Below are 26055 nucleotides of genomic sequence, written 5' to 3' on the forward strand. Positions count from 1 at the left end.
GTGCTCAATTGCGGCGCACGAAGACCACGTCCCAGACACCGTGCCCCAGTCGCAGGCCACGGTTCTCGAACTTGGTCAGGGGACGGTAATCGGGTTGCGGTGCAAAGCCCTCGGCGGTGTTGGCAAGCAGCGGCTCGGCCCCCAGCACCTGCAGCATCTGCTCGGCATAGGGTTGCCAGTCGGTGGCGCAGTGCAGGTAGCCGCCGGGCTTGAGGCGCGCGGCCAGCTTGGCCACGAGGGGGGACTGGATCAGGCGGCGCTTGTTGTGCTTCTTCTTGTGCCACGGGTCGGGGAAGAAGATGTGGATGCCGTCCAGGCAAGCGGGCTGCAGCATGTTGTCGATCACCTCGACGGCATCATGCTGCAGGATGCGGATGTTGGTCAGGCCTTGCTCGCCAATGCGCTTGAGCAATGCGCCGACACCAGGTTCGTGCACTTCGCAGCACAGAAAATTGTCATGGGGGCGCACCTTGGCGATGTGGGCCGTGGCCTCGCCCATGCCAAAGCCGATTTCGAGCACCAGTGGGGCACTGCGGCCAAAGGCGGCATCGGCATCGAGTGGCGCTGCCGAGTAGGGCAGCACAAAGCGCGGCCCCAGGTCTTCAAAGGCCTTGGCCTGGCCCGTGGTGGTGCGGCCGGCGCGGCGCACAAAGCTCTTGATGGTTTTGGGGTAGGCAACGCCGGCAGGCGGTGTGCCGTCGGGGGCACGGGCGGCAGCGGCTGTAGCGGCTGTAGCGGCTGTAGCGGCTGTAGCGGCTGTAGCGGCTGTAGCGGCTGCAGGGCGCGCGGAGTCTGGAGAAAGGGTCAGTTCGGTCACGATGGCCCATTGTAGGTTCGCGCCCAGGCGTTGACCCACATCTCCAGGGCCTCAGGTAGCGTATTTTTATGAAGCTGTTCGACGGCTGGAAGACCGAGCACCCGGGCGGCCTCGCCCAGGGTCTGCAAGGGATCGGAAAGGTCGAGCGCCGCGGCGCCATTTTGCTTGGAGAGCTTTTCCCCATTGGCGCCACAGACCAGCGGGGTGTGCAGGTAGCTCGGTGTTGCCACACCCAGCGCCTGCTGCAGCAGGATCTGGCGCGGCGTGTTGTCGGCCAGGTCTTCGCCGCGCACCACATGGGTGATCTGCTGGGCCGCATCGTCCACCACCACGGCCAGCTGGTAGGCCCACAGGCCGTCGGCGCGGCGCAGCACAAAGTCGCCCACGGCGCCGGCCACATGCTGCGCCTGGGGGCCGAGGCGGCGGTCTGCCCAGCGCACCGTGCCGTTTGCTATTGAAAATGTAGCTTCTTGCGCTTGATCCATAAGCGCTAGAGGGTGTTTTGGCTTGAAGTCTGTGGTGTTGAACCGCCACGATCGCGCAGGCCGCCCGCGCAGGCCCTGGCGGCAGGTGCCGGGGTAGGGCAGGGTGGCATGGCGTGCGCGGTCATGGCCTTGCGCCGCGTGGGCGTCTTCGATGTCCTTGCGCGAGCAGGCGCAGGGGTAGGCATGGCCCTGCGCGATGAGCTGATCCAGTGCCTGCTGGTACAGGGCGCCGCGGTCTGATTGCCACACCGGCGGTGCGTCGGGTAGCAGCCCGCAGGTGGCCAGCTGCTGCAGGATGCGCTCGGCAGCGCCGGGCACGCAGCGTGGTGTGTCCACATCTTCCATGCGCACCAGCCAGCGTCCGCCGCGCCCCCCGTTCCAGGCCCGCGCATCCAGCCAGCTGGCCAGCGCTGCCACCAGCGAGCCCGCATGCAGCGGGCCGGTGGGCGAGGGGGCAAAGCGGCCGTGGTACGTGGTAAGCGCCCCGTGGACCCCTTCACCGCCCGTCATGCAACGGCGAGTGCCAGCTCCAAACCGGACACAAAAGCGTCTTCCAGGCGGTGGCCCAGGCACCAGTCGCCGCAGGCGCCCAGAGCCAGGCTGGCGTCCCACAGGTGGCTCTGGCCCAGGGGTTGCGTGGTTTGCGCATAGCGCCAGCGGCGCGTGTCGGCATGGGTGGGTTCGGCCCGAATGCCGGTGACTTCAGAAAACGCCTTGAGCAGCTTGGACTGCACGCGATCCGCGTCGTCTTCCAGGTGCTCTGCCGACCAGGCCGGACTGGCTTGCACCGTCCAGCGTTCAACGGTGGTGCGGCCGGGTTTGGACGACTCGCGCGCCAGCCAAGAAATGCGGTGATGGGTGCTGCGTGCTGCGTTCCACTGGGGTCCGAGGGTGGTCAGGCCCGGGCGCACGGCCTGGGGGTAGGCGAGCATCAGCGTCCAGCAGGGGGCGGTGGTCACGCGCGCCATGGCGGCGGTCAGCGGGGTTTCGAGCGCGGAAACCGCCAGCAGCGCCTGGGCCGGCGTGGCGGGCTGGGCCAGCAGCACGGCATCAAAGCCGGCATACACATGCTGCGTGCTGCCCGCGCCTTCGGTGCGCACCTGCCAGTGGGCGCCATCGAGCGGGTCGCGCTCGATGCTGCTCACGCGGGTGTCGGTGATGAGCTGGCCAGCCTGCAGCAGCGGGGCCGCCCAGGTGGTGACGAGGGCGCTCATGCCCGGGCTGGCCACCCAATGGGGTTCGCGGGTGGGCAGGCCCGCAGCCGCTACGCGGCCTGCCGCATCGAGCACGCGCACGGCATTGGCGCTCCAGGGCCGGCACACGCCGGGCACGGTGGCTATGGCTTGTGCAAAGCGCGGATCCCGCACGGTGAAATACTGCGCACCGGCATCAAAGCTGCCGAACGGGGAGTCGATGGTGGTGGTGCGGCCACCGGCCCTGGACGATTTTTCAAACACGGTGACCTGGTGCCCTGCCTGCACCAGCGTGCGCGCGCAGACCACGCCGGCCATGCCCGCGCCAATGATGGCGAAGTGGCGTGGCGTTTTGGCGGTCTTTGCCGCTTTGCCGGGCTGGCGTTTGGTAGGGGCTGCTGCAGCGGTGCCGGGGCGTCGGGGCCGTTTGGCGGGGCGGGAAACGGGTTTTGTCATGGAAGGCCTTTCGGAGACGGTCGGCAGGAGAAATCTGACAAGGCCCACTCTACACGCGTGGCGCGGGGGCGGGCATCAGAAATGATGGTGGTTTTCCAGCAGGGCGCGGCGCGTGGCCGGGCTTTGCAACTGGTTCAGCCACCAATGCAGGGCGCGCCCCGCAGTCGTGAACCCGGGGCCACCCCATGCGTAGTGCATGCGCATGTTGCGCTCAGGGCGGGCCACGCGGCGTGCCACCAGGTGGCCGGCTTCGAGGTAGGGGCGCACCATGGGCTCGGGCAGAAAGCCTCCGCCCAGGCCGCGCAACTGCGCCTGCACCTTGGCCTGCATGGTGTCCAGCGTGAGCACGTCCTGCCCGCCCAGCAGGCCCATGGTGGCGCCGCCGCGCTGCGCGGAGTCGGCCACGGCCACCGCGCGGTGCTGCAGCAAGGTGGCGTCGGTGAGGGGTTCGGGCACCGAGGCCAGCGGGTGGTGGGGGGCCACCACGTAGATGAACAGCATCTCGCCGAGCAGGCCCTGCTGCAGGCCGGCCACGTTCGAGCCTTCGACCGAGACGCCGATGGCCAGGTCGGCGTGGCCCGAGGTCAGCGCCTCCAGGGTGCCGTTGAGGATGCCGTCACGCAGCTTCAGGTGGGTGGGCGGAGCCATGGCGTAAAACGCGTCGACCAGCTCCAGCATGGTGTGGGGCGAGACCACGCCATCGACGGCAATCGTGAGCTGGGGCTCCCAGCCCGTGGCCACGCGGCGCACGCGGTTGGCCACGGCGTCGATCTCGCGCAGCAGCCGCGCGCCTTCGCGCAGCAGTTCGGCGCCGGCTTCGGTGGGGCGCGCCTGGCGGGCCGTGCGGTCAAACAGCAGCACGTCCAGGGCGTCCTCGATCTGGCGCACCCGGTAGGTCAGCGCGCTGGGCACCAGGCCCAGGTGCCGGGCCGCCGCGGCAAAGCTGCCGGTTTCCGAGATCACCTGTAGCATGGCAAGGCTGTCCGGGGTGAGAACGTCGTAGGGGTGGTGCATGGTGTTCGGTGGGTAGTTCAGATATTTTGAACGATTCCGACAATCCTGCAGGTTCTGCGATGGTGCAGCGACCAATACAGTAGAGTCTTGAAAGGAGCAATCACCATGCTGACTGTTCGTAAATCGCAAGACCGGGGCCACGCCGACCATGGCTGGCTCAATTCATTTCACAGCTTTTCTTTTGCGGGTTACCACGATCCGCGCCACATGGGCTTTGGCAACCTGCGCGTCATCAATGAGGACCGCATTGCACCAGGCACCGGCTTTGGCACCCACAGCCACCGCGACATGGAGATCATCAGCTATGTGCTGTCGGGCGAAATGGCCCACAAGGACAGCATGGGCAACGTCAAGGGCATTCCACCCGGCGATGTTCAGCGCATGAGCGCCGGCACCGGCGTGATGCACAGCGAGTTCAACCATGCCGCCGGCCAGACCACGCATTTCCTGCAGATCTGGATCCTGCCCAACCAGCAGGGCATTGCGCCCAGCTACGAGCAAAGGACGTTTACCACCGCCGAAAAACGCGGTGCGCTGCGGCTCGTGGTCTCGCCCGATGGGGCGCAGGGCTCGGTCACCGTGCATGCCGATGCCGCGCTGTATGCGGGGCTGCTGGATGGCCCCGAGGCCGTCACCCAGCCCCTGAACCCGGCGCGCAAGACCTATGTGCACCTGGTGCGCGGCGCGCTGCGTGTCAATGGCCAGCCTCTGGCCGCAGGCGACGCCGCACTGATTGAAAACGAGTCGTCCCTGGCGTTGACCGATGGCCAGGACGCCGAGGTGCTGGTGTTTGATCTGGCTGCTTGAGTTTTTTTGAGTCGTTTCCCGTTCGTTATTTGTTCTTTATTCTGGAGTTCACCATGCTTTCTTCTTTACAAAACCCCTTGGCCCTCGTTTCGCGCCTGCTGTTTGCTGCGCTGTTTCTTCCCGCAGGCATTGGCAAACTGACCGGCTTTGCCGGCACGGTGGGCTATATCTCTTCGGTGGGGATGCCCATGCCCACCGTTGCGGCGGCGGTTGCCGCGGTGGTCGAGGTGGTGGGCAGTCTGGCGCTGATTGTGGGTTTCGGCACGCGCTTTGCTGCGCTGGTGCTGGCATTCTTCACGCTGGTGGCCAGCTTCTACTTTCACGCTTACTGGTCGGTGCCGGCCGATGCGCAAATGGTGCAGCAACTGCTGTTCTTCAAGAACATCGCGGTGGCGGGTGGCCTGCTGGCGCTGACGGCCTTTGGTGCCGGCGCCTGGAGCGTTGACGGCCAGCGCAGCGGCCGCTGAGGGCCAGCATGTTCCCGCTCGCCGCCCTGCAGTCATGGCGAGCGGCGAGTTTTTTTGTGTTTCATTTTTGTGTTGCCCTTGTGCAGAAAGTCCCCTGACCATGTCTTTGATTGCAGTGGTTTATCACTCGGGCTACGGCCATACCCAGCGCCTGGCCCAGGCCGTGGCCGATGGCGCCGACGCCCAATTGATCGCGATTGATGCCGACGGCAACCTGCCCGAAGGCGGCTGGGACACCCTGCTGGCCGCCAAGGCCATCGTCCTGGGTTCGCCCACCTACATGGGGGGACCGAGCTGGCAGTTCAAAAAGTTTGCGGATGCCTCGTCCAAGCCCTGGTTCACCCAGGCCTGGAAAGACAAGCTGTTTGCGGGCTTCACCAACAGTGCCAGCATCAACGGCGACAAGCAGATCACGCTGGACTATCTGTTCCACCTGGCCATGCAGCATGGCGGGCTGTGGGTGGGCGCGGGCATGTTGCCTGCCAACGCGAAGGCGGCCACGCGCAACGATGTGAACTGGATGGGCGCGTTCAGTGGTGCCATGGCGCAGTCGCCCTCCGATGCCTCTGCGGCCGATATGTTTGCGGGCGACCTGGAAACCGGCCGGTTGCTGGGCCAGCGCGTGGCAGCTGTTGCGGCGCGCCTGGGCGCCTGATTGATCCAACCCACTTAGGAGTGCCCGATGACCATTGAGCTCAATCGCATCACATCCACCCCCATGGCGCAGACGCTGACCATCCGCAGCCACACGCTGGTGGTGGATGGCACTGCCGCAGAGGGCGGGGACGACACGGGCCCCAATCCGCACGACCTGTATGACGCAGCGCTGGGTTCGTGCAAGGCGCTCACGGTGCTTTGGTATGCGCGCCGCAAGGGCATACCCGTGAGCGATGTGCGCACGGTGATCGAACGCGATGCTTCGGCCGAGCGCGCGGGCACCTACCACCTTGCAGCCCGCATGCAGATCAGTGGCGAACTCAGCGATGCCCAGTTGCAAGAGCTGCAGGCCGTGGCGCACAAGTGCCCCGTGCACAAGCTCATGACGGCCGTCGCCACGGAAATCACCACCACCGTGGAGCGCATGGCATGAGCCATGCCCCGCTCCAGCTCACCGGCCATATCAAGGACCTGGGCGGTGGTTTCACGGTGCGCCGGCTGCTGCCTGACCTGCAGCGGCGATCGGTGGGGCCGTTCCTGTTCTTTGACCATTTCGGCCCGGTCACCGTGCAGCCATCGGATGAATACGACGTGCGGCCGCACCCGCACATCGGACTGGCCACGGTCACCTATTTGTTCTCGGGCGCCATCTTGCACCGCGACAACCTGGGCAGCGTGCAGCAGATTGAGCCCGGGGCCATCAACTGGATGACCGCCGGGCGTGGCATCGTGCATTCCGAGCGCCGCCCACCCGCGCTGGCCACCCAAAACTATCTCAACCACGGGATCCAGCTGTGGGCCGCACTGCCGCTGGGGCAGGAAGATGGCCCGCCCTCGTTCACGCACACACCTGCCAGCGCCATTGCGCAGCAGACGGTGGGTGACGCCACGGTGCGGGTGCTGATCGGGTCGGCGTTTGGCGTGACCTCGCCGGTGGCCACCCTGTCGCCCACGCTGTACCTGGATGTGCAGTTGTCAGCGGGCGGCGTGCTGGAGCTGCCCGCCCTGGCGCAGGAAATGGCGGTGTATGCAGTGGATGCCGCCGTGCAGCTCGATGGCCAGCCGCTGGCCGAACACACCATGGCCGTGTTGCCGCCCGCCGCATCGGCACGGCTGCAGGCGGGCGCCACGGAGGCGCGGCTGATGGTGATCGGCGGTGCGCCGCTGGATGCACCCCGCCATATTTGGTGGAACTTTGTCTCCAGCAACAAGGAGCGCATCGTGCAGGCCGCCCAAGACTGGGAAGCCGACCAGATGGGCCAGGTGCCCGGAGACACCGAGCGGATTCCCCTGCCAGCGCACCGTTTCAAGCCGTGATGCGAGGTCGCGCGCAGGTTTGCAGGTAAATATGCCTCTGGCGCTTACGCAGCAAGCGCTAGTAGCTCACTTATCAATAGTGTCTTCCGCGGTGTTGCGCAGGGTTCCAGCCGAGAGGTCGGCGGCCAGCGTGCGGCGCTCGTCGAACACGAAGCAACCGCCGTGGTAATGCGCGCCATCCGTTTCCTCGAAATATTTCAGGATGCCGCCTTCGAGCTGGTAGACATGCGTGAGGCCTTCCTCGCGCATCAGGATGGCGGCCTTTTCGCAGCGGATGCCGCCCGTGCAAAAGCTCACCACCGTCTTGTCCGCCAGTTCGGCCTTGTGGGCCCGCAGGGCCGGGGGGAACTCGGTGAACTTGTCGATGCGCCAGTCGATGGCGTTGTCGAACGTGCCTTCATCCACCTCGAAGGCGTTGCGCGTGTCCAGCGTCACTACGGGGCGGCCCGCGTCGTCATGGCCCTGGGCCAGCCAGCGGTGCAGGGTGGCGGGCGTGACAGCCGGTGCCCGGCCTTCTGAGGGCTGGATGGCGGGGTGGTCCATGCGGATGATCTCGCGCTTGACCTTGACCAGCATCTTGCGAAACGGCACGGTGTCTGACCAGCTCTCCTTGGGAGCCAGGTCGGCAAAGCGCGGGTCGGCGCGCAGTGCATCGACAAAGCCGTGCACCGCCGCGGCCGGGCCTGCCAGAAACATGTTGATGCCTTCGTGGGCCAGCAAGATGGTGCCTTTGAGCGCGGCAGCCGTGGCCCGCTCGTGCAGCAGCTCGCGCAAGGCCGCTGCATCGGGCAGGGGCACGAATTTGTAGCAGGAGATGTTCAGGACTTCGTTCACGGCAGATATCTCAGGACGGCGCCCCGGCCCGCAGGCAGGACAGCGCTGCGCCGGGGCCGCTGCTTTCAGGCGGTGGGCACCAGCAGCGTGGATTCGATCTTGTTGGCCAGCTGGGCAATGGCCAGGGACGCGGCGCAGCCCGGCGTTTGCAGCAGCAGCAGCTGGCGGCGCATGACGGCATCGCGCACCGCAGGGTCGGCCGGGATGTCGCCCATGTGAATCAGACGAATGGCGCGCCCCGACTCGGTGCTGACAAAGCGGTCCAGCACCTGCTGCAACTGGCTGGTGATGGCGCGGCCATCGCCCGGCCGGGCGGCCTGGTTGATGACCATGCGCACATGCTGGCGCTTTTGCTGCATGGCCAGCACCTTGATGGCGGCATAGGCGTCGGTGAGCGAGGTGGGCTCGGGCGTGGCCACGATCAGCACTTCGGACGCCAGCGAGACGGAAAACAGCACCACATCGGAGATGCCGGCGCCGGTGTCCAGCAGCACCACGTCGTAGTTGGGCGTAATCGCCTGGATGACGTTGAGGAACTGGTTGCGCACCTCGGGGGTCAGGCGCGAGTACTCGACCATGCCCGAGCCCGCCAGCAGCACCGAGAAGCCGCCGGGCGCCTGGATGATGGCGTCCTGCAGGGGCGACTTGCCGGTGAACACGTCGTGCAGCGTGACCTTGGGGTGCAGGTTGAGCACCACGTCGAGGTTGGCCAGACCCAGGTCGGCATCGAGCACCAGCACACGCTGGCCCCGTCGGGTCAGGGCGGCGGCCAGGTTGGCAGAGACAAAGGTCTTGCCCACGCCGCCCTTGCCGCTGGTGACGGCAATGATGCGGGCACCGGCGCCTGCCGCTGCAAAGGGCGGTGCGGGTGGCACGGGGGTGGCGGCCGGGTTGTTGAAGGGGGGGGACAGCGCGTCGCTCATCTCGTTACTTTCAGTTGACGCTGCCTGCAGAGTCCAGCGGGGGCAGGTCGCCCCAGCCCGACGGGGTGTAAAGCGGGCCGAACAACAGGCTTTTTTCTTCGGCACTGACCGTGCTGTCAGGTTGCTCCTCGATGCTCACGCGATTGCGGCCCATGGATTTTGCGTTGTACAACTGCTGGTCTGCCCGGTCTGTCCAGAGCACGGTGGTGGAGCGAATCCATTGCATGGCGAAGGCGCCACCAATGCTGAGCGTGACGTTGACCTCGACCGAGGGCGAAATGCGCACGGGCGTGTTGGCCACCGCACGGCGAATGCGCTCGGCCACCACCTTGCCAAAGCCTGCCTGGCAGGCGGGCAGCACCACGGCAAATTCTTCGCCACCGTAGCGTGCCAGCGTGTCCATGGGGCGCACGCAGGCGCTCAGGGTGCGCGCCACCGACTGCAGCACCACGTCGCCGGCCAGATGGCCGTGGGTGTCATTGATCTGCTTGAAATGGTCGATGTCCAGCATCAGCAGCAAGGCGGCCTCGCCCGAGCGCGTCACACGGTCGATCTCGCGCTCCAGCACCGCCCGGAAATGGCGGCGATTTGCCAGCCCGGTGAGGGGGTCTTTCAGCGACAGCTCGCACAGGCCGTCGATCAGGTTTTGCAGGTAGCGCGACGGCTGCTCGCGGCGCAGGGCGGCCTCGCTCCCGCTGGCCTGGGCTACCAGAGCGTGCGCAGTGTCCAGGCGCAGGTCGCGCAGGTCTACGATGTGGGAGGCCGAATCAGACACGGAATGGGAGAGCCAGAAAGAGTCTGCGAGTGTATCAGTCGACCCGCGCTTTTTGGCCGCCAGAGGCCGCGCCGTGGGCGTTTTCTGCAGCGACAGGCAGTTGCTGCAGTGCCCGCAGGGCCTCGGCATCGGTGCGGTACATGGCCAGCCCCGCGCCGGGCTCCAGCACCCCCGCGCGGCGCAGCACCTGTTCCACGGGCAGCTTGAGCCCGCTCAGGTGCAGCGTGCCCGCGCGGGCGCGCAGGGTGGCCACCAGCTGGGCGAAGGTTTCCACACCGGTCACGTCGATGCGGTTGATGGGCTGGGCCAGCAGGCACACATGCACCACATCGGGATGTGCGCTCAAGTGGTCCATCACCCGGCGTTCCAGCGCGCTGGCCGAAGCAAAGTCGAGTTCGGCATCCATGCGCAGGGCCAGCACATGGGGCGCCAACGCCGGCAGCTGCCAGAGGTGCCGGTCGCGCAGGGTGCCGTCGGGGTGCATGCCCACCTCGATGATGCGCGGGTGCAGGCGCTGGTAGAGGAAATGGCTCAGGTTCATCAACAGGCCCACCAGCACGCCCCAGTACATGCGGGGGGCCGTGGCCAGCGTCAGGCCAAAGGTGATGCCGGAGATGACCGCCTCGACGCGGGAAATGCGCCACAGCCGCACGAAGCTGGCCGGTTTGACCAGGCTGGTGACGGCCGTCACCACCACGGCTGCCAGCACCGACTGCGGCACATGGTAGAGCGCCGGCGTCAGCCACAGCAGCACTACCAGCACCAAGCCGATGGCAAACACGGTGGCCCAGCCGCTGCGGGCGCCGGCATAGAGGTTGATGGCCGAGCGCGAAAAGGATGCGCTGGTGGCAAAGCTGCCGCACAGCCCGCTGCTGATTTTGGCCAGCCCCTGGCCGATCAGGTCCTGGTTTTCGTTCCAGCGCTCTCCGGAGCGCTGGCTGTCTACCTTGGCGCTGGAGGCTGTTTCAAGAAAACTCACCAGCGTGACCACCAGCACGGGCATCACCAGTGCCGCAAAACTGGGCCAGGGCAGGGCGCCCGGCCAGTAAAGGCTGGGCAGACCGGCAGGCAAGGCGCCCACCACCGCGCCGTCCGCCTCGGCATAGCCCACGGCCCAGCTGACGAGCCCCGCCACCCCCAGCACCACAATGGCGGCTGGAAAGCCCGGCCGCAGCCGGCGCGCCAGCATCAGCAACCCCAGGCTGCCCAGCCCGAAGGCCGCCGCGGTCAGGTCGAAATGCCCCAGCGAGGGCGTCGTCCACAAGGCACCCAGATCGGAGCGCAACCCGGTCAGCGCCCCCAGCTGGGACGAAAGAATCAGCAGCGCCGCCGCCTGGGTGAAGCCGCTGAGCACCGGCGATGTCACCAGGTTGAGCAGCCAGCCGAAGCGTGCAAGGCCCATCAGCAGCTGCACCATTCCCGACAGCATGGCCATCCAGGCCGCCATGGCCACCCACTGCGCGCTGCCGGGCTCGGCCAGTCCCGACAGCGATGCGCCGATCAGCAGGCTGGTAAGGGCCGTGGGCCCCACGCCCAGGCGCGTGGAGGCGCTGAACAGCACCGCAACCAGCGCCGGCACCAGGGATGCATAGATACCGGTCACCAGCGGCATGCCCGCCAGGGCGGCGTAGGCCACGCCCTGCGGCACCAGCATCAGCCCCACCGTCATTCCGGCCCAGAACTCCCCCTTGAGCAAGGCACGGTCAGGGCGCGGCCAGGCCAGAAACGGAAGCCAGCGGGACAAGGTGTGCAGTGTCATCGCTGCGATTGTCGCCTTTGCGCAGGGCGTATCGGCCCTTTGGCTCGTCGTGCACGGCGTTCCTGTGCCGAGATGGATTGAGCCTGTTGGCGATCTTGTCCTACAACCCCTTCGGCGCCGTCCGACCCCGGCTGCCAACGTAGCTACCTACAGTCAGACCATCTTTATCTGGAAGGAGCCACCACATGAATATCGGTCACTTTTCGCCTGCTGCCTCGCAACGCATCTGGACCATTCTGGGGGTCAGTGCCCTGGCGTTCGGTCTGGCTGCCTGCAACAAGCAGGAACAACCACAACCCACTGTCGGCCAAAAGCTCGATTCTGCGGTGCAGCAAACCGAACAGGCCGCCGCAGATGCCAAGGTGAAGGCAGAGGAAGCCCTCAAGAACGCGGAAACCAAGGTTGAAGAAGGCGCTGCCAAGGTGCAGTCGGGCGCCCAGGACATGGGCACTGCCGCCATGGGCGCGGTGGATGACGCGACCATCACGGCGCAGGTGTCGGCCGGCCTGGCCAAGGACCCCGACCTGAGCGCGTTCAAGATCGATGTGGACACCCGCGCTGGCGCCGTGACGCTCAACGGCCCCGCACCCAACGCCAGCGCCCGTGAACGCGCTGAAACCATTGCCAAAGGTGTGAAGGGTGTGATGTCGGTGACCAACAACCTCAAGGTCTCAGGTTGATCCTCGGGCTCCTTTCCGCCGTGAGTCGGTGAGGAGTCGCTGGGTCGTGCGGCTTTGTGGAGTCGGCGGCGGCATGGGTGCTCGCAACGGCGCGCTACCATGCCAGGCATGACTGAAGACTCCGCTTTCGGGCCTGCAACCCGCATCGTCCACCACTCCTATACCCCTCCCGACGGTTTTGTTGCGCCGCAGCCTGGCGTGTTCAAGGCCTCCACGGTCATTTTTCCCAATGTCGCCGCGATGCGTTCGCGCGAATGGAAAGACAAGAGCGGCTACACCTACGGGCTGCACGGCACACCCACCACCTTCATTCTGGAAGAGCGCCTGTGCGCGCTGGAGGGCGGGCTGCAATGCGTGCTGGTTCCCAGTGGCCTGGCGGCGATCGCCAATGTGGTGCTGGCCCTGCTCCAGCCCGGCGATGAGGTGCTGATTCCCGACAACGCCTATGGCCCCAACAAAGATCTTGCCAACGGCGAGCTGGCCCGCTTTGGCATACGCCATGTGCTGTATGACCCGCTCGACCCGGCCGATCTGGCTGCGCGCATCACCGCCGCAACGCGCCTTGTGTGGCTGGAGGCACCTGGGTCGGTGACCATGGAGTTTCCCGACCTGTGCGAACAGGTGCGCATCTGCCGGGCCCGCGGTGTGACCTCGGCGCTCGACAACACCTGGGGCGCCGGTCTGGCGTTTGCACCGTTTGATCTCGTTGGGGATGGCAGCGGTAACCTGGCCGTGGATATTTCCGTCCATGCGCTCACCAAATATCCCAGTGGCGGTGGCGATGTGCTCATGGGCAGTGTCATCACGCGCGACGGGGCCCTGCACATGAAAATCAAGCTCACGCACATGCGCCTGGGCCTGGGCATTGCCGCCAACGATGCCGAAGCCGTTCTGCGCGCCTTGCCCAGCATCGGCCTGCGGTACCGCGCGCACGACGTGGCGGCACGCAGGCTGGCCCTGTGGATGCAGCAACAGCCCGCCGTGGCGCAGGTGCTGCACCCGGCACTGCCGGGCGCCCCGGGCCACGCCCACTGGCAGACCCTGTGCGGTGCTGCAAACGGCGGGGATGGCGCTGCAGCCGGCCTGTTCAGCGTGATGATCGACGCGCGTTACAGCCAGCAGCAGGTCGATGCGTTCTGTGATGGCCTGCGCCTGTTCAAGCTCGGCTACAGCTGGGGCGGCCCCATGAGCCTGGTGGTGCCCTACCAGCTCGCGTCCATGCGCAGCTGGCCTGCGTCGCACCTGAAGCCGGGCACACTGGTGCGCTTTTCCGTGGGGCTGGAAGATGTGGAAGACCTCCGCCGGGATTTGCAGCAGGCCATGGGCCGGGCTTTTGGCGCGACCTGAGGGCGCGGCATCATGGCGTCAGCCACGGCTGGGGTGGTAGTTTCCTCAGTGGCGCGCAACCGGCAGGTGGCTTAGGGTGTGGCTTGGTGGCAAGGGGCATTGCACATGCCCGCCTCGACCACCTTTTTTGCCCACTTACGCCCTTGCCTTTATGTCCGCACCTCCTGTCACCCAACTGCCGACCGCCACCGCCGCCGCGATCACGCTGAACTCCCTGCGTTTTGCCGATCCCTTTCGCTGGCTGCGCAAGGGCATGCAGGATGTTGCGGCCGCACCGGGCATTGCCCTCTTTTATGGCGCCTGTTTCTGGGGCATGGCACTGGTGCTGGGCTGGGTGTTTCGCACCCGGCCCGAATACACCATGTCGCTTGCCAGCGGCTGCCTGCTGGTGGGGCCGTTTCTGGCGATGGGCCTGTATGACACCAGCCGGCGCCTTGAGGCGGGCCAGGCGCCCGATCTGGGGCAATCCATCACCAGCTGGGACACGCACATGGGCAGCATGGGCATGCTGGTGCTCGTGCTGGTGGTGCTGGAGTTGCTGTGGGGCAGGGCGTCACTGGTGGTGTTTGCCGTGTTCTTCAACACCGGAATGCCATCAACCACAGGGGTGATGGCGGCCATCTTCAACCCGCAGAACTGGGGTTTTGTTGGCGTTTACCTGGCGGTGGGCGGCGCCTTTGCGGCGCTGGTTTTCTCGACGTCGGTGGTCTCCATTCCCATGATCCTGGACCGCGACACCGATGCGCTCACGGCCGGCATCACCAGCATGCGGGTGGTGCTGGAGAACACCGCCGTCATGCTGCTGTGGGGCCTGTTGATTACCCTCATCGTGGGGGCATCGCTGTGGTTCTGGGGGGCGGGCCTGTTGCTGGCCGGCCCGGTGCTGGGCCATGCCAGCTGGCACGCCTACCGCGCTGCGGTATCCCCTGCGCAGCGCGTGCCAGTTTGAGCGTGGACAAAAGGGCAAGCTGTTACAGTGGGCCACTACTTTAGGAAGCAAATACCTTGGCAACACCCAACTACGGATACGAAAAGCGCCAGCGCGAACTCGCCAAAAAGAAAAAAAAGGAAGAGAAGCTCAAAGCCAAAACCCAACGCAGGCCCGACGAGCCGCAAGATGATCAGCCTGCCGATGGCCCTGCCGCGTTTGCGTCGCCCGCACCGGCCGAGCCCTCGGAATCTGCAGGCAGTTAGTTGACTTTCGCCAGGGCTCTTAGCGCAAGAGCTTTTGGAGTTCCGGCCACACATTGGCCAGCATCTGCGGATGCGCCTCGGCGCGCGGGTGGATGCGGTCTGGCTGGAACAGGCGCGTCGGGTCAGGCCCATCGGCCACACCCATGAGGAAAAACGGCACCACGCCCGCCTTGTGCGCCTTGGCCACCGCCGTAAAGGTGGCCGCAAAGCGGTTGGCATAGTTGGTGCCGTAGTTGGGGGGCACCTGCATTCCCACCAGCAGCACCTTGGCACCCGATTTCTGTGCCGTCTGCACCATCCACGACAGGTTTTCTTCGGTATTTTTCAGCGGCAGACCGCGCAGCGCGTCATTGCCGCCCAGTTCGATCACCACCTGGCTGGGCCGGTGTTGCGCCAGCAGCGCCGCCAGACGCGAACGCCCGCCCGATGTGGTTTCTCCGCTCACGCTGGCATTCACCACGGTGGCTGCGATCTTTTCCTGCGCCAGGCGCTTTTCCAGCAAGGCCACCCAGCCGGTTCCGCGTGCCAGCCCATATTCAGCGCTGAGCGAGTCGCCCAGCACCAGGATGACCTGTGGCCGCGTTGTGGCTGCCCGTGCCTTGCCAGCCTGCTGGGCCATGGTGGCCGGGGCGCAAAGCCCCGCCAGCGCACCGGCTGCGGCGGTCAGGATAAAGTGGCGTCGATGCACGTCGCAAATCAAAATAAGAAACCTTTCATGTCCGAACCTTCCCTTTCGCCAGCCACGCCCATTATTGCTGTCGAGCATGTTTTCAAGTCGGTGACAGATTCCACCGGCACGCTGGACATTCTGCGTGATATCGATTTCCGCCTGGCGCCTGGGGAAACCGTGGCAATTGTGGGCGCGTCCGGCTCGGGCAAAAGCACATTGCTGTCGATCATTGCGGGGCTCGATACGCCCACGCGCGGCACCGTGCGGCTCGATGGACAAGACCTGTTTGCGCTGAGCGAAGACGGCCGCGCCGCGCTGCGTGCGCAAAAGGTGGGCTTCGTGTTCCAGAGCTTTCAGCTGATGGGCAACCTCACGGCACTCGAAAACGTCATGCTGCCCCTTGAACTGGCCAATCGCAGCGATGCCCGCAAGGCGGCCACCGAGATGCTCCAGCATGTCGGGCTGGGTCAGCGCCTGCGGCATTACCCCAAGGTGCTCAGTGGCGGCGAACAACAGCGCGTGGCACTGGCGCGCGCTTTTGTGATGCAGCCCGCCGTGCTGCTGGCCGACGAGCCTACCGGCAGCCTCGACTTCGCCACCGGCGAAACCATCATGCAGCTGATGTTTGACCTCAACCGCGAGCAGGGCACCACGCTGGTGCTGGTCACGCACGATCGGGGCATTGCCCAGCGCTGCGAGCGCGTTATCAGCATCGAGGCCGGCAGGGTCAGCTCCTGACCCCGCTGGCGTCGAACGACAGCCTTTTCAGCGCGCTATCCGGCGCCCTGGCTCCGCCCAGCGGCAGGCCACGGCCGTGAACAGCACATCGGTCGATGAATTGAGTGCCGTCTCGGCCGAATCCTGCAGGATGCCAATGATGAAACCGATGGCCACCACCTGCATGGCGACATCGTTGCTGATGCCAAACAGGCTGCACGCCAGTGGAATCAGCAGCAGCGAGCCGCCGGCCACGCCCGAGGCGCCGCAGGCGCACACGGCCGCCACCACGCACAGCAGCAGGGCTGTGGGCACTTCAACCGCAATTCCCAGCGTGTGCACTGCCGCCAGCGACAGCACGCTGATGGTGATGGCCGCGCCGGCCATGTTGATGGTTGCGCCCAGCGGAATGGCGATGCTGTAGGTGTCTTCGTTCAGGTTCAGGCGTTTGGCCAGCGCCAGGTTGATGGGGATGTTGGCCGCCGAACTGCGCGTGAAGAACGCCGTAACGCCGCTCTCGCGCAGGCAGGTGAACACCAGCGGATAGGGGTTGGTGCGCAGCGCCAGAAACACAATGAGCGGATTGACCACCAGCGCCACAAACACCATGCAGCCCAGCAACACGGCCAGCAGGTGCGCATAGCCCCACAGCGCCTGCGCGCCGGCTTCGGCAAAGGTGCCGGCCACCAGGCCGAAAATGCCCAGCGGCGCAAAGCGGATCACCACCTGGATGATCACCGTGATGCCAGCCGACAAATCGTGCATCACGGTGCGGGTGCCCGCACTGGCGTGGCGCATGGCCAGGCCAAAGCCCAGCGCCCAGGCCAGGATGCCGATGTAGTTGGCATTCATCAGGGCGCGCACGGGGTTGTCCACTACGTTCATGAGCAGCGCCAGCAGTACATCCTGGATGTGCATCGGGGCATTGGCCGCATCCGCCGGTGCCTGCAGCACCAGGGTGGACGGAAACCACAGACTGGCCGTGACACCCACGATGGACGCCGCCAGCGTGCCCACCAGATACAAAAAGAGCACGGGGCGCATGTGGGTGGCTTCGCCGGGCTTGTGGTTGCTGATGGCGGCAGTCACCAAAATGAACACCAGCACGGGCGCCACGGCCTTGAGGGCAGAAATGAACAGCGTTCCCAGAATGGCCACCTTGGGTGTAGCGGTCGGAAAGAACGCGGCCAGCGCGATGCCGGCAAACATGGCAATCACGATCTGCGTGACCAGGCTCGTGCGCTGTACCCAGCGAAGCGGGTTAAAAATCATGGTGTTGAAAAAAGGTAAAACAGACCAGCGGGGGCGGCAAAAAATGCCCAAAACCACTGCTGGCCCCCATCGAAAGGGCTGGCAAAAGCCAGGCCCGCAAAGCCACACTGGCACGCCAACAACGGCGCAGCAAAGCCGCGCCGCCTGGCAGGTCGAGAAATGGAAGAGCGCGATTTTAGGCGCTTGGGGGCAAGCCCTTTTCGCAGGGCCTTTTGGCCCCGGGCCGCTGGTTCGCCCGCTGGCTGCATGTGCGCCGTTCCGTGCGATCGGCCAATGCCCGGATAATCCTCCCATGTCCAGCCCCAAAGTTCTCTTCGGCTTTCACGCCGTGGGCGTGCGTCTGAAGACCGCGCCAAAATCCGTCATCGAGATCTACTACGAAGCCACGCGGCGCGATGCCCGCATGCGCCAGTTTCTCGACCGTGCCCGCGAGGCCGGTGCCCGCCTGATCGAGGCCGACAGCGTGCGCATTGCCAAGCTGGCCGGCAGCCATGGCCACCAGGGCGTGGCCGCGCGGGTGGAGCCCGTGGCGCAGGTCACCTCGCTCGACGAGCTGCTTGAAAACCTCGAAGCCGCCGGCATCGAGCAGCCCCTGCTGCTGGTGCTCGATGGCGTGACCGACCCGCACAACCTGGGCGCCTGCCTGCGCGTGGCCGATGGCGCGGGCGCACATGCCGTCATCGCCCCCAAGGACCATGCCGTGGGCATCAACGCCACCGTGGCCAAGGTGGCCAGCGGCGCGGCCGAGACCATGCCGTATTTCATGGTCACCAACCTCGCGCGCACCTTGAACGAGCTCAAGGAGCGCAACATCTGGTGCATCGGCACCAGCGACGACGCGCCCAAAACCGTGTACCAGGTCGATCTGAAAGGCCCCGTGGCCCTGGTGCTGGGTGCAGAAGGCGACGGCATGCGCCAGCTCACGCGCAAGACCTGCGACGAGCTCGTCAGTATCCCCATGAAGGGCGCGGTGGAAAGCCTGAACGTATCCGTGGCCAGCGGCGTGTGCCTGTACGAAGCCCTGCGCCAACGCGGCGGCTGAAGCACCCCGCCCCCATCACACCAGTCCCAGCGCACCCAGCAGCGCACCGGCGCCCAGCAGCCATAGCAGGTGCAGCCGGGTGCGCCACACCAGCAGCGTGCACACCAGCGTCAGCAGCCACAGCGGCCAGTCGGTGGCCGGCTTGCCATGGGCGCTGCTCAGCAGCCAGGCGGTGGCCAGCAGCAGGCCAATCACCACGGGGGCCATGCCCTGCTTGAAGGCGCGCACGCTGCGCCGCTCGCGGTTGCGGTGGCCCCAGCGCGTGGCCAGCCAGGTCAGTGTGGTGCTGGGCAGCAGGATGCCGACCATGCACAGCGCCATGCCCAAAGCGCCGCTGGCCCAGCCGGCCGCACCGGCCCCGCCGGTGTTGATGCCCACGTTCCAGCCCAGCAGTGCAATGAACAGCACATTGGGCCCCGGCGCAGCCTGGGCGATGGCAATGGAGGCGTTGAATTGCAGCTCGGTCAGCCAGCCCTGGCGCTCCACCAGAAAGCGGTGCATGTCGGGCGCGGTGGCAATGGCGCCGCCCACGGCCAGCAGCGAGATCGAGATGAAGTAGAGAAAAAGGTTGAGCCAGTCCAGCGGCTGCAGCGCAATGGCGTGGGTCATGGCGCAATCTTTCGCCAGGTCAGCGCGCAGGCCAGGCCGCCCAGCGCCGGCAGCACCCAGGCCAGCGGCCAGCGCAGCAGCGCCATGCCGGCAAAGGTGAGGGCGGCGAGCGCAGTGCACAGCCAGGGGCCCAGCGGGTGTTTGCGCAGTGCCGCCGCCAGCTTGAAGCCCGTGCCCGCAATCAGCCCGGCGGCCACGGCGCCCATGCCCCGCAGCGCGCCCGCCACGGCCGGGTGGCTGGCAAACTGCGCATACACCAGCGCCAGTGCCAGCACCAGCAGCAGCGGAAAAGTGAGCATGCCCGCCAGCGCCGCCACGGCGCCGCGCAGCCCGAAGTGGCGGTCGCCGATCATCACCGAGAGATTCACCACGTTCGGCCCCGGCATGATCTGGGCCACGGCCCAGTCTTCCACGAACTCCTCGTTCGTCATCCAGCGCTTTTTTTCGACCAGCTCGCGTTGTACCACCGCCAGCACCCCCCCAAAGCCCTGCAACGCCAGCCAGGTGAACGACCAGAACAGATCGGCCGGGTCGCGCGGCTGCGGCCGTGCGTCGGGTGTATCAGGGGAGGGCAAGGGCGCAGACATGGTGATAAGGGATGAAATATGCCTCTGGCGCAATAGCCATAAGCGCTGGTAGCTATGAAAACAGGAGTTTACCGGAGGCTTTGGCGGCCCATGTGCAGGGCGGTCCATGGTAAGCCTGCCAGGCAGGCCAGTTTCTCAGCCGATTTGCCCGCGAAACCGGTGCGCGTTGTTGCGCCAGCCCGCCTGTTCGGGGTATTTGACCTTGAAGGTCTTGAGGTCGGCCTGGGTGGCGTATTTGACGCGGAAGATCTTGAACGTGGCATCGTCCTCGAAATCCACAAAACTCCACTGCGCGTCACCCTCGGCCTGCTGGCGGTGGGGCCGCTCATACCAGCACAGATCGGCCTGGGTTTCAAAAGGCACTTCGAACACGTTTGCGTCGGCCTTGCTTGCCAGCGTTGCCACCAAAATCCTTGCCATGATCAACCTCCTGCAAAAGGGAGACAACCAACGTGTGCATGTTATCGGAGCGCACACTTGGTTGCATAGTGCGCAACCCTGCCATGCCGCGCAGCGGTTGACGCACCACCCCATTGCCCCATACCCTGGCCGCCTCACCACCCGCCCAAAGCCCCCCATGACCTCCGTCACACGCCGCTTGCACCTTGAGCACCACCGCACCGACCGCATTGGCTGGCTGCGCGCCGCCGTGCTGGGGGCCAACGACGGCATTGTCTCCACCGCCAGCCTGGTGGTGGGCGTGGCGGCGGCGCAGGCCAGCCAGTCCACCATCTTGATGACGGCGGTGGCCGGGCTGGTGGCCGGGGCCATGTCGATGGCGGCGGGCGAATATGTGTCGGTGCACTCGCAGGCCGACACCGAAAAAGCCGACCTCGACCGCGAGCGCCGCGAACTGGCCGCCGACCCCGCCGCCGAGGCGCGCGAGCTGGCCGCCATCTACGAGCGCCGGGGGCTCGATGCCGCGCTGGCGCAGCAGGTGGCCCAGCAGCTCATGGCGCACGACGCGCTGGGCGCCCATGCGCGCGACGAACTCGAAATCTCCAGCGCCATGACGGCCCGCCCGGTGCAGGCCGCGCTCACCTCGGCCGCCAGCTTTGCGGTGGGCGCCGCGCTGCCGTTGGTCGTGGTGGCCGTGGCGCCCATGGCGAGCCTGCTGTATTGGGTGGCTGGCACCGCCCTGGTGTTTCTGGCCCTGCTGGGCGGCCTGGCCGCACGCACGGGCGGCGCGGGCGTGCTGGTGGGCGCCTGGCGCGTCACCTTCTGGGGCGCGCTGGCCATGGCCATCACGGCGGGCGTGGGGGCGCTGTTCGGGGCGCCGGTGGGGTGATGCGGGTTAGAGGTTTTGAACGTGCTGCCGCCCACCCACACGATGACCGAGTGAGTTGCCTCTGGCGGCACCTCTTTGTCAGGGTGTGCTGAATGACCGCAGGATCAATCCTGCGGGCGGGTCCAACCCACGCGGCCCTGGCCCAGGTCGTTGACGCGCTGCACAAAGGCGTCGGCCTGGGCTTGGGGCAGGCGCAGCCGCAGCGTGACGAGCGAGCCGTGCTGCACGTCCAGCAGTTCGGCGCCGGCGGCCTCGATCTCGCGGCGCAGCAGGCCTTCGAGCGCATAGGGCACCAGGCATTGCAGTGTGGCCATGCGCTGCAGTTGCACCTTGGGCGCGGTGAGCAGGGCCTGGGCCACGCAGTCGGTGTAGGCCCGCACCAGGCCGCCCGCGCCCAGTTTGACGCCGCCAAAGTAGCGCACCACGGTGGCCAGCACGCCTTCGAGGTCCTGGTGGCGCAGGACATCGAGCATGGGGCGCCCGGCGGTGCCGCCGGGTTCGCCGTCGTCCACCGCGGCCGATTGCCCGCCTGCCAGCAGCGCCCAGCAGATGTGGGCCGCGCCGGGGTGTTGCTTCCAGAGCGCATCCACATGGGCCTGGGCGCTGGCGCGGTCGGGCATGGGTTGCACGCAGCCGATGAAGCGGCTTTTTTTGAGGATGATTTCGCTGTGCGCGGGCGCGGCCAGGGTCTGGGGCATGGGGCGCGAGCTTAACCCTGGGGATGACGCTGCAGGGACATGTGCCCCGCAAAGCGACAAAAATGGCCTGGCGCCGTAAAATCGCGGGCTACCCACCACACGACCGCGCCCCACCATGCCCCACCCATGCATCGGCGGCCGCACCTCCCCCGCATGAACGCCCCCGTTGACGTCTCCTTTTTTGCGCGCGCAGCCAAGCCGCTCACCAGCTACCGCCCTTACTGGGCCAAGCGCTTTGGCACGGCCCCGTTTTTGCCGATGAGCCGCGCCGAGATGGAGCAGCTGGGCTGGGACAGCTGCGACATCGTGCTGGTGACGGGCGACGCATATGTCGATCACCCAAGCTTTGGCATGGCGGTGATCGGGCGGGTGCTGGAGGCGCAGGGCTTTCGCGTGGGCATCATCGCCCAGCCCGACTGGCAGAGCGCCGAGCCCTTCAAGGCGCTGGGCAAGCCCAACCTGTTCTGGGGCGTGACGGCCGGGAACATGGATTCGATGATCAACCGGTACACCGCCGACCGCAAGATCCGCAGCGACGATGCCTACACCCCCGGCGACGTGGCCGGCAAGCGCCCCGACCGCGCCGCCATCGTTTACAGCCAGCGCTGCCGCGAGGCCTACAAGGACGTGCCCATCGTGCTGGGCGGCATCGAAGGCAGCCTGCGCCGCATCGCGCACTACGACTACTGGAGCGACAAGGTGCGCCGTTCCATTGTGGTGGACGCCAAGTGCGACCTGCTGCTGTATGGCAACGCCGAGCGCGCGCTGGTCGAGGTGGCGCACCGCATTGCCGCGCGCGAGCCGGTCGAGCAGATCACCGATGTGCGCGGCACGGCCTTTGTGCGCCGGCCCGACGATGCAAGCGGCAAGGGCTGGTTCGAGATCGACTCCACCAGCGTGGACGAGCCCGGCCGCGTGGAGGCCCACGTCAACCCTTATATGACGACCAGCGAGCAGGCGGCATCGCAAGGGAGCAGCTGCAGCAAGGACGATGCTACGGATTCTGTAGCTACTAGCGCAGTTGGAATAAGCGCTGGAGGCCAAAAAGACCCACAATCTGCCGAGCCCAACCCCGCCATCCAGCCCATGCTGTTCGTGGCCAACCCGGCGCTCAAGGCCAAGCTCAAGGTGCCGCCGCGCGACCGCAGCGTGATCCGCCTGCCCAGCTACGAGCAGGTCAAAAGCGACCCGGTGCTGTATGCCCACGCCAACCGCGTGCTGCACCTGGAGACCAACCCCGGCAACGCCCGTGCGCTGGTGCAGGCGCATGGTGAAGGTGTGACGGCGCGCGACGTGTGGATCAACCCGCCCCCCATCCCGCTGACCACGGCCGAGATGGACTATGTGTTCGATCTGCCCTACGCCCGCAGCCCGCACCCGAGCTACGCCGACGAAAACGGCAGCCACGACGGCGCAACCAAGATCCCGGCGTGGGAGATGATTCGCTTCTCCATCAACATCATGCGCGGCTGCTTTGGCGGCTGCACCTTTTGCTCGATCACCGAGCACGAGGGCCGCATCATCCAGAGCCGCAGTGAAGATTCGATCATCCAGGAGATCGAGGACATCCGCGACAAGGTCAAGGGCTTCACCGGCACCATCAGCGACCTGGGCGGCCCCACGGCCAACATGTACCGCCTGGGCTGCAAGAGCCCCGAGATCGAGGCCGCCTGCCGCAAGCCGAGCTGCGTGTATCCGGGCATCTGCTCGAACCTGGGCACCAACCACGATCCGCTGATCAAAATCTACCGCCGGGGCCGGGCGCTCAAGGGCATCAAGAAAATCCTCATCGGCTCGGGCCTGCGCTACGACCTGGCCGTGAAAAGCCCTGAATACGTGAAAGAGCTGGTGCAGCACCATGTGGGTGGGTATTTGAAAATCGCCCCGGAGCACACCGAGCAGGGGCCGCTCACCAAGATGATGAAGCCCGGCATCGGCAGCTATGACAAGTTCAAGCAGATGTTCGAGAAGTTCAGCGAAGAGGCGGGCAAGAAGCAGTTTCTGATTCCGTACTTCATCGCCGCGCACCCCGGCACGAGCGACGAGGACATGATGAACCTCGCCATCTGGCTGAAAAAGAACGGCTTTCGCGCCGACCAGGTGCAGACCTTCTACCCCAGCCCCATGGCCACCGCCACGGCCATGTACCACAGCAACAAGAACCCGCTGCGCAAGATCACGCGCGACAGCGAGTCGGTGGACATCGTGCGCGGCGACAAGCGCCGGCGCCTGCACAAGGCGTTTTTGCGCTACCACGACCCGAACAACTGGCCGCTGCTGCGCGAGGCGCTCAAGGCCATGGGCCGGGCCGATTTGATCGGCAACGGCAAGCACCACCTGATTCCGACCTTCCAGCCCTTGACGGATGGCGGTTACCAGAGCGCGCGGCGCACCAATTCGACGCCCGCCAAGGCGCCCGGCGCCACACCGGCCAAGCCGCAAAAAGGCCGTCTGCTGACCCAGCACACCGGCCTGCCACCGCGCGTGACCGGCGCGGCCAAGCCGTCCGCGCGCAAGCCGCGCTGAGGCTTGACGACAGTTCGGTCCGGGGTGCGCCCAGGCCTCAAGCGTCGCCCAAATGGGTGTCGGTGGCGGTCGGTGTGTCCTGAACCATTGGCGGGGTGATCAGGTCTTCGATCACGAAAGTCCGGTAGTGGAACGCGGCGACGGCCCCCTCCGAGGCCATGGCCGTGGCCACGGCTTGGGGATCATCCTCGTCGGCCAGGGCCACCAGCATGCCGTGGTGGCCGGTGCCGGCCAGTTCCGCCATGCGGCGAACGATGTCTCCTTCTGCACCCACCGAGGGAAAAGGGGTGTCGGCCGTGCCCTGCGTTTGCGCGATGTCCTGCAGGATGACTTCGGGGCTGGCATAGGCAATTTCACCCGCATGCCCAGCCGTTTGCAGCGCGGCAGCGGCCTGGCGCACGCAGTCCTCGTCGGGAAACAGCGCAAACACATGGCCGGTGGGGTAGAAAACGCCGGCCATGCTGGTCATGGAGGAATCAAGAAGGAGGGGTTTCATGGCATCTTCCGGGGGGTGTTGCGGAACTTGCATTGAAACGGCTTGCGCGCGCGCTGTGTGTAGGCCATTTGGCCATTTACATATGAATGTACATATGAATGGTTTTCAAAATGAATAGCAGCCAGCGCTTTATTGGTAAGCGCTAGCGGCCCAAAAGACCATCAAAAAACCGCCCGAAGGCGGTTGATTGATGGTGCGTGAATTGCCCCAGCAGATCAGATGACCTTGGCAATCGCCTGGCAGACGTAGTCGATGTTCTTGCTGTTGAGCGCGGCCACGCACATGCGGCCGGTGTCAGTGCCGTACACGCCGAATTCATTGCGCAGGCGCACCATCTGGTCCTTGGACAGGCCCGAGTAGCTGAACATGCCGATTTGCGTGGTGATGAAGCTCATGTCCTGCTTCACGCCAGCGGCCTTGAGGCCATCGACCAGCTTCTGGCGCATGGCCTTGATGCGCACGCGCATTTCGCCCAGTTCCTTTTCCCACAGGGCGCGCAGCTCGGGGTTGTTCAGTACGGCAGCCACCACCGCGCCGCCGTGGATGGGCGGGTTGGAGTAGTTCGTGCGGATGACGATCTTGAGCTGGCTCAGCACGCGGCCGGCTTCTTCCTTGTCGGCGCACAGCACCGACAGGCCGCCCACGCGTTCGCCATACAGGCTGAAGCTCTTGCTGAACGAGGTGGAGACAAAGAAGTTCAGGCCGGCGGCCACGAACTTGCCGATCACGGCGCCGTCTTCGGCGATGCCGTGGCCGAAGCCCTGGTAGGCCATGTCGAGGAAGGGCGTGAGGCCCTTGGCCTTGACCACGGCGATGACCTGGTCCCATTGCGCGGGTGTGATGTCGTAGCCGGTGGGGTTGTGGCAGCAGGCGTGCAGCACGACGATGGTGCCGGGGGCGGCGGCGTTCAGGCTGGCCAGAAAGCCATCAAAGTTCACGCCGCGCTTTTCGGCGTCGTAGTAGGCGTAGGTATCGACCACAAAACCGGCGTTGGTGAACAGCGCGCGGTGGTTTTCCCAGCTGGGGTCGGAGATCAGCACCTTGGCGTTGGGGCTGACCTTTTTCAAAAAGTCGGCGCCGATCTTCAGGCCGCCGGTGCCGCCAATGGCCTGCACGGTGGCCACACGGCCGGATTGGACGGGTTCGCTGTCGGCACCGAACACCAGGTTTTTGACGGCGTTGTCATAGGCCACGATGCCGTCGATGGGCAGGTAGCCACGGGCGGTGGGGGTGGCCATCATGGTCTTTTCAGCGGCCTGCACGCATTGCAGCAGGGGCAGCTTGCCGTTGTCGTCGAAATAAACGCCAACACCCAGGTTGACCTTGTTGGGGTTGGTGTCGGCGTTGAATTGCTCGTTGAGGCCCAGGATGGGGTCGCGGGGGGCCATTTCGACGGCGGTGAACAGAGACATGAAAATCCTTGAA

Annotated in this window: 29 protein-coding genes; 13 read left to right on the top strand and 16 right to left on the bottom strand. The window is 66.0% G+C overall.

Translation table 11 applies throughout. The annotated features are described in order from the left end of the window. Positions 1 to 4: 4 nt before the first annotated feature. The 4 genes from trmB to J8G26_RS08350 all read right to left on the bottom strand — a co-directional run bounded on the left by trmB (position 5) and on the right by J8G26_RS08350 (position 3965). Positions 5 to 808, bottom strand: a complete 804-nt coding sequence (gene trmB, locus J8G26_RS08335) for a tRNA (guanosine(46)-N7)-methyltransferase TrmB (protein ID WP_246881307.1) — start codon at positions 806 to 808, stop codon at positions 5 to 7. 5 nt (positions 809 to 813) lie between these two features. Then, complete coding sequence (gluQRS, locus tag J8G26_RS08340) at positions 814 to 1812, bottom strand: tRNA glutamyl-Q(34) synthetase GluQRS (RefSeq protein WP_210568579.1); 999 nt, start codon at positions 1810 to 1812, stop codon at positions 814 to 816. Further along, entirely contained in the window at positions 1809 to 2951 is a 1143-nt protein-coding gene (locus tag J8G26_RS08345) for an FAD-dependent oxidoreductase (RefSeq protein WP_210568580.1), read from the bottom strand. Before J8G26_RS08345 ends, gluQRS begins: the two co-directional genes overlap by 4 nt. A gap of 75 nt (positions 2952 to 3026) precedes the next feature. Next, positions 3027 to 3965 (bottom strand): LysR family transcriptional regulator, encoded by a 939-nt coding sequence (locus J8G26_RS08350; protein ID WP_210568581.1) that lies wholly within the window; start codon positions 3963 to 3965, stop codon positions 3027 to 3029. Positions 3966 to 4070: 105 nt separating this feature from the next. Here J8G26_RS08350 and J8G26_RS08355 point away from each other — a divergent pair, with 105 nt between their 5' ends. From J8G26_RS08355 to J8G26_RS08375, 5 genes are all read left to right on the top strand, one after another. Next, complete coding sequence (locus J8G26_RS08355; RefSeq protein ID WP_210568582.1) at positions 4071 to 4772, top strand: pirin family protein; 702 nt, start codon at positions 4071 to 4073, stop codon at positions 4770 to 4772. 53 nt (positions 4773 to 4825) lie between these two features. Then, complete coding sequence (locus J8G26_RS08360; protein WP_210568583.1) at positions 4826 to 5239, top strand: DoxX family protein; 414 nt, start codon at positions 4826 to 4828, stop codon at positions 5237 to 5239. A 100-nt stretch (positions 5240 to 5339) separates the two neighbouring features. Beyond that, complete coding sequence (locus J8G26_RS08365; protein ID WP_210568584.1) at positions 5340 to 5894, top strand: flavodoxin family protein; 555 nt, start codon at positions 5340 to 5342, stop codon at positions 5892 to 5894. 27 nt (positions 5895 to 5921) lie between these two features. Continuing rightward, a complete protein-coding gene (locus tag J8G26_RS08370; protein WP_210568585.1) occupies positions 5922 to 6329 on the top strand; it encodes an OsmC family protein in 408 nt (135 codons plus the stop codon). Further along, positions 6326 to 7213, top strand: coding sequence for a pirin family protein (locus J8G26_RS08375; protein ID WP_210568586.1), 888 nt, complete (start codon positions 6326 to 6328; stop codon positions 7211 to 7213). The genes J8G26_RS08370 and J8G26_RS08375 overlap by 4 nt, the downstream gene beginning before the upstream one ends. 66 nt (positions 7214 to 7279) lie before the next feature. Here J8G26_RS08375 and J8G26_RS08380 read toward each other — a convergent pair whose 3' ends face one another. From J8G26_RS08380 to J8G26_RS08395, 4 genes are all read right to left on the bottom strand, one after another. Then, positions 7280 to 8047, bottom strand: a complete 768-nt coding sequence (locus J8G26_RS08380) for a sulfurtransferase (protein ID WP_210568587.1) — start codon at positions 8045 to 8047, stop codon at positions 7280 to 7282. A 65-nt stretch (positions 8048 to 8112) separates the two neighbouring features. Beyond that, entirely contained in the window at positions 8113 to 8970 is an 858-nt protein-coding gene (locus tag J8G26_RS08385; protein ID WP_210568588.1) for a MinD/ParA family protein, read from the bottom strand. A 10-nt stretch (positions 8971 to 8980) separates the two neighbouring features. Continuing rightward, entirely contained in the window at positions 8981 to 9745 is a 765-nt protein-coding gene (locus J8G26_RS08390) for a GGDEF domain-containing protein (protein ID WP_210568589.1), read from the bottom strand. Positions 9746 to 9779: 34 nt separating this feature from the next. Next, positions 9780 to 11504 carry a SulP family inorganic anion transporter gene (locus tag J8G26_RS08395; RefSeq protein WP_086912500.1) on the bottom strand — a complete coding sequence of 575 codons (1725 nt, stop codon included), beginning with the start codon at positions 11502 to 11504 and terminating at the stop codon, positions 9780 to 9782. Positions 11505 to 11689: 185 nt separating this feature from the next. On the opposite strand from J8G26_RS08395, the gene J8G26_RS08400 reads away from it, so the two are divergent. From J8G26_RS08400 to J8G26_RS08415, 4 genes are all read left to right on the top strand, one after another. Then, positions 11690 to 12184, top strand: a complete 495-nt coding sequence (locus tag J8G26_RS08400) for a BON domain-containing protein (RefSeq protein WP_086912499.1) — start codon at positions 11690 to 11692, stop codon at positions 12182 to 12184. Between the two features lie 108 nt (positions 12185 to 12292). Beyond that, entirely contained in the window at positions 12293 to 13531 is a 1239-nt protein-coding gene (locus J8G26_RS08405; protein WP_210568590.1) for a PLP-dependent transferase, read from the top strand. 151 nt (positions 13532 to 13682) lie between these two features. After that, complete coding sequence (locus J8G26_RS08410) at positions 13683 to 14480, top strand: DUF2189 domain-containing protein (RefSeq protein ID WP_210568591.1); 798 nt, start codon at positions 13683 to 13685, stop codon at positions 14478 to 14480. Between the two features lie 56 nt (positions 14481 to 14536). Then, positions 14537 to 14725, top strand: a complete 189-nt coding sequence (locus J8G26_RS08415; RefSeq protein WP_210568592.1) for a hypothetical protein — start codon at positions 14537 to 14539, stop codon at positions 14723 to 14725. Positions 14726 to 14744: 19 nt separating this feature from the next. Here the strand turns inward: J8G26_RS08415 and J8G26_RS08420 are convergent, their stop codons facing one another. After that, complete coding sequence (locus tag J8G26_RS08420) at positions 14745 to 15425, bottom strand: arylesterase (RefSeq protein ID WP_246881301.1); 681 nt, start codon at positions 15423 to 15425, stop codon at positions 14745 to 14747. A gap of 15 nt (positions 15426 to 15440) precedes the next feature. Here J8G26_RS08420 and J8G26_RS08425 point away from each other — a divergent pair, with 15 nt between their 5' ends. Then, complete coding sequence (locus J8G26_RS08425) at positions 15441 to 16133, top strand: ABC transporter ATP-binding protein (RefSeq protein WP_210568594.1); 693 nt, start codon at positions 15441 to 15443, stop codon at positions 16131 to 16133. 27 nt (positions 16134 to 16160) lie between these two features. On the opposite strand, the gene sstT is transcribed toward J8G26_RS08425, so the two are convergent. Beyond that, positions 16161 to 17384, bottom strand: coding sequence for a serine/threonine transporter SstT (gene sstT / locus J8G26_RS08430; RefSeq protein WP_210568595.1), 1224 nt, complete (start codon positions 17382 to 17384; stop codon positions 16161 to 16163). Between the two features lie 292 nt (positions 17385 to 17676). On the opposite strand from sstT, the gene rlmB reads away from it, so the two are divergent. Continuing rightward, positions 17677 to 18426 (top strand): 23S rRNA (guanosine(2251)-2'-O)-methyltransferase RlmB, encoded by a 750-nt coding sequence (gene rlmB / locus J8G26_RS08435; RefSeq protein WP_210568596.1) that lies wholly within the window; start codon positions 17677 to 17679, stop codon positions 18424 to 18426. Between the two features lie 15 nt (positions 18427 to 18441). Here the strand turns inward: rlmB and J8G26_RS08440 are convergent, their stop codons facing one another. From J8G26_RS08440 to J8G26_RS08450, 3 genes are all read right to left on the bottom strand, one after another. After that, on the bottom strand, positions 18442 to 19035 hold the full coding sequence (locus J8G26_RS08440) for a chromate transporter (RefSeq protein ID WP_210568597.1): 594 nt from the start codon (positions 19033 to 19035) through the stop codon (positions 18442 to 18444). Further along, entirely contained in the window at positions 19032 to 19622 is a 591-nt protein-coding gene (locus J8G26_RS08445; protein ID WP_210568598.1) for a chromate transporter, read from the bottom strand. Before J8G26_RS08445 ends, J8G26_RS08440 begins: the two co-directional genes overlap by 4 nt. Positions 19623 to 19757: 135 nt before the next feature. Further along, positions 19758 to 20042, bottom strand: coding sequence for a DUF6150 family protein (locus tag J8G26_RS08450; RefSeq protein ID WP_210568599.1), 285 nt, complete (start codon positions 20040 to 20042; stop codon positions 19758 to 19760). Between the two features lie 157 nt (positions 20043 to 20199). Between J8G26_RS08450 and J8G26_RS08455 the strand changes: the two genes are divergently transcribed. After that, on the top strand, positions 20200 to 20910 hold the full coding sequence (locus tag J8G26_RS08455; RefSeq protein WP_210568600.1) for a VIT family protein: 711 nt from the start codon (positions 20200 to 20202) through the stop codon (positions 20908 to 20910). Between the two features lie 104 nt (positions 20911 to 21014). On the opposite strand, the gene J8G26_RS08460 is transcribed toward J8G26_RS08455, so the two are convergent. Continuing rightward, complete coding sequence (locus J8G26_RS08460; RefSeq protein ID WP_210568601.1) at positions 21015 to 21608, bottom strand: YigZ family protein; 594 nt, start codon at positions 21606 to 21608, stop codon at positions 21015 to 21017. Between the two features lie 153 nt (positions 21609 to 21761). On the opposite strand from J8G26_RS08460, the gene J8G26_RS08465 reads away from it, so the two are divergent. After that, positions 21762 to 24134, top strand: coding sequence for a YgiQ family radical SAM protein (locus tag J8G26_RS08465; protein WP_210568602.1), 2373 nt, complete (start codon positions 21762 to 21764; stop codon positions 24132 to 24134). A gap of 37 nt (positions 24135 to 24171) precedes the next feature. On the opposite strand, the gene J8G26_RS08470 is transcribed toward J8G26_RS08465, so the two are convergent. Then, positions 24172 to 24630, bottom strand: coding sequence for a hypothetical protein (locus tag J8G26_RS08470; protein WP_087745953.1), 459 nt, complete (start codon positions 24628 to 24630; stop codon positions 24172 to 24174). Positions 24631 to 24845: 215 nt separating this feature from the next. Continuing rightward, entirely contained in the window at positions 24846 to 26042 is a 1197-nt protein-coding gene (locus J8G26_RS08475) for an amino acid aminotransferase (RefSeq protein ID WP_210568603.1), read from the bottom strand. Between the last annotated feature and the right edge of the window lie 13 nt (positions 26043 to 26055).

The organism is Acidovorax sp. JG5 (genome assembly GCF_017939685.1).
Taxonomy (GTDB): domain Bacteria; phylum Pseudomonadota; class Gammaproteobacteria; order Burkholderiales; family Burkholderiaceae_C; genus Acidovorax.

Bases quoted from the DNA above. Each gene is read 5' to 3' on its own strand.
- gluQRS (WP_210568579.1), bottom strand. From the start codon at position 1,812: ATGACGGGCGGTGAAGGGGTCCACGGGGCGCTTACCACGTACCACGGC.
- J8G26_RS08345 (WP_210568580.1), bottom strand. From the start codon at position 2,951: ATGACAAAACCCGTTTCCCGCCCCGCCAAACGGCCCCGACGCCCCGGC.
- J8G26_RS08350 (WP_210568581.1), bottom strand. From the start codon at position 3,965: ATGCACCACCCCTACGACGTTCTCACCCCGGACAGCCTTGCCATGCTA.
- J8G26_RS08355 (WP_210568582.1), top strand. From the start codon at position 4,071: ATGCTGACTGTTCGTAAATCGCAAGACCGGGGCCACGCCGACCATGGC.
- J8G26_RS08360 (WP_210568583.1), top strand. From the start codon at position 4,826: ATGCTTTCTTCTTTACAAAACCCCTTGGCCCTCGTTTCGCGCCTGCTG.
- J8G26_RS08365 (WP_210568584.1), top strand. From the start codon at position 5,340: ATGTCTTTGATTGCAGTGGTTTATCACTCGGGCTACGGCCATACCCAG.
- J8G26_RS08370 (WP_210568585.1), top strand. From the start codon at position 5,922: ATGACCATTGAGCTCAATCGCATCACATCCACCCCCATGGCGCAGACG.
- J8G26_RS08375 (WP_210568586.1), top strand. From the start codon at position 6,326: ATGAGCCATGCCCCGCTCCAGCTCACCGGCCATATCAAGGACCTGGGC.
- J8G26_RS08385 (WP_210568588.1), bottom strand. From the start codon at position 8,970: ATGAGCGACGCGCTGTCCCCCCCCTTCAACAACCCGGCCGCCACCCCC.
- J8G26_RS08395 (WP_086912500.1), bottom strand. From the start codon at position 11,504: ATGACACTGCACACCTTGTCCCGCTGGCTTCCGTTTCTGGCCTGGCCG.
- J8G26_RS08400 (WP_086912499.1), top strand. From the start codon at position 11,690: ATGAATATCGGTCACTTTTCGCCTGCTGCCTCGCAACGCATCTGGACC.
- J8G26_RS08405 (WP_210568590.1), top strand. From the start codon at position 12,293: ATGACTGAAGACTCCGCTTTCGGGCCTGCAACCCGCATCGTCCACCAC.
- J8G26_RS08410 (WP_210568591.1), top strand. From the start codon at position 13,683: ATGTCCGCACCTCCTGTCACCCAACTGCCGACCGCCACCGCCGCCGCG.
- J8G26_RS08425 (WP_210568594.1), top strand. From the start codon at position 15,441: ATGTCCGAACCTTCCCTTTCGCCAGCCACGCCCATTATTGCTGTCGAG.
- sstT (WP_210568595.1), bottom strand. From the start codon at position 17,384: ATGATTTTTAACCCGCTTCGCTGGGTACAGCGCACGAGCCTGGTCACG.
- rlmB (WP_210568596.1), top strand. From the start codon at position 17,677: ATGTCCAGCCCCAAAGTTCTCTTCGGCTTTCACGCCGTGGGCGTGCGT.
- J8G26_RS08440 (WP_210568597.1), bottom strand. From the start codon at position 19,035: ATGACCCACGCCATTGCGCTGCAGCCGCTGGACTGGCTCAACCTTTTT.
- J8G26_RS08445 (WP_210568598.1), bottom strand. From the start codon at position 19,622: ATGTCTGCGCCCTTGCCCTCCCCTGATACACCCGACGCACGGCCGCAG.
- J8G26_RS08450 (WP_210568599.1), bottom strand. From the start codon at position 20,042: ATGGCAAGGATTTTGGTGGCAACGCTGGCAAGCAAGGCCGACGCAAAC.
- J8G26_RS08455 (WP_210568600.1), top strand. From the start codon at position 20,200: ATGACCTCCGTCACACGCCGCTTGCACCTTGAGCACCACCGCACCGAC.
- J8G26_RS08460 (WP_210568601.1), bottom strand. From the start codon at position 21,608: ATGCCCCAGACCCTGGCCGCGCCCGCGCACAGCGAAATCATCCTCAAA.
- J8G26_RS08465 (WP_210568602.1), top strand. From the start codon at position 21,762: ATGAACGCCCCCGTTGACGTCTCCTTTTTTGCGCGCGCAGCCAAGCCG.
- J8G26_RS08470 (WP_087745953.1), bottom strand. From the start codon at position 24,630: ATGAAACCCCTCCTTCTTGATTCCTCCATGACCAGCATGGCCGGCGTT.
- J8G26_RS08475 (WP_210568603.1), bottom strand. From the start codon at position 26,042: ATGTCTCTGTTCACCGCCGTCGAAATGGCCCCCCGCGACCCCATCCTG.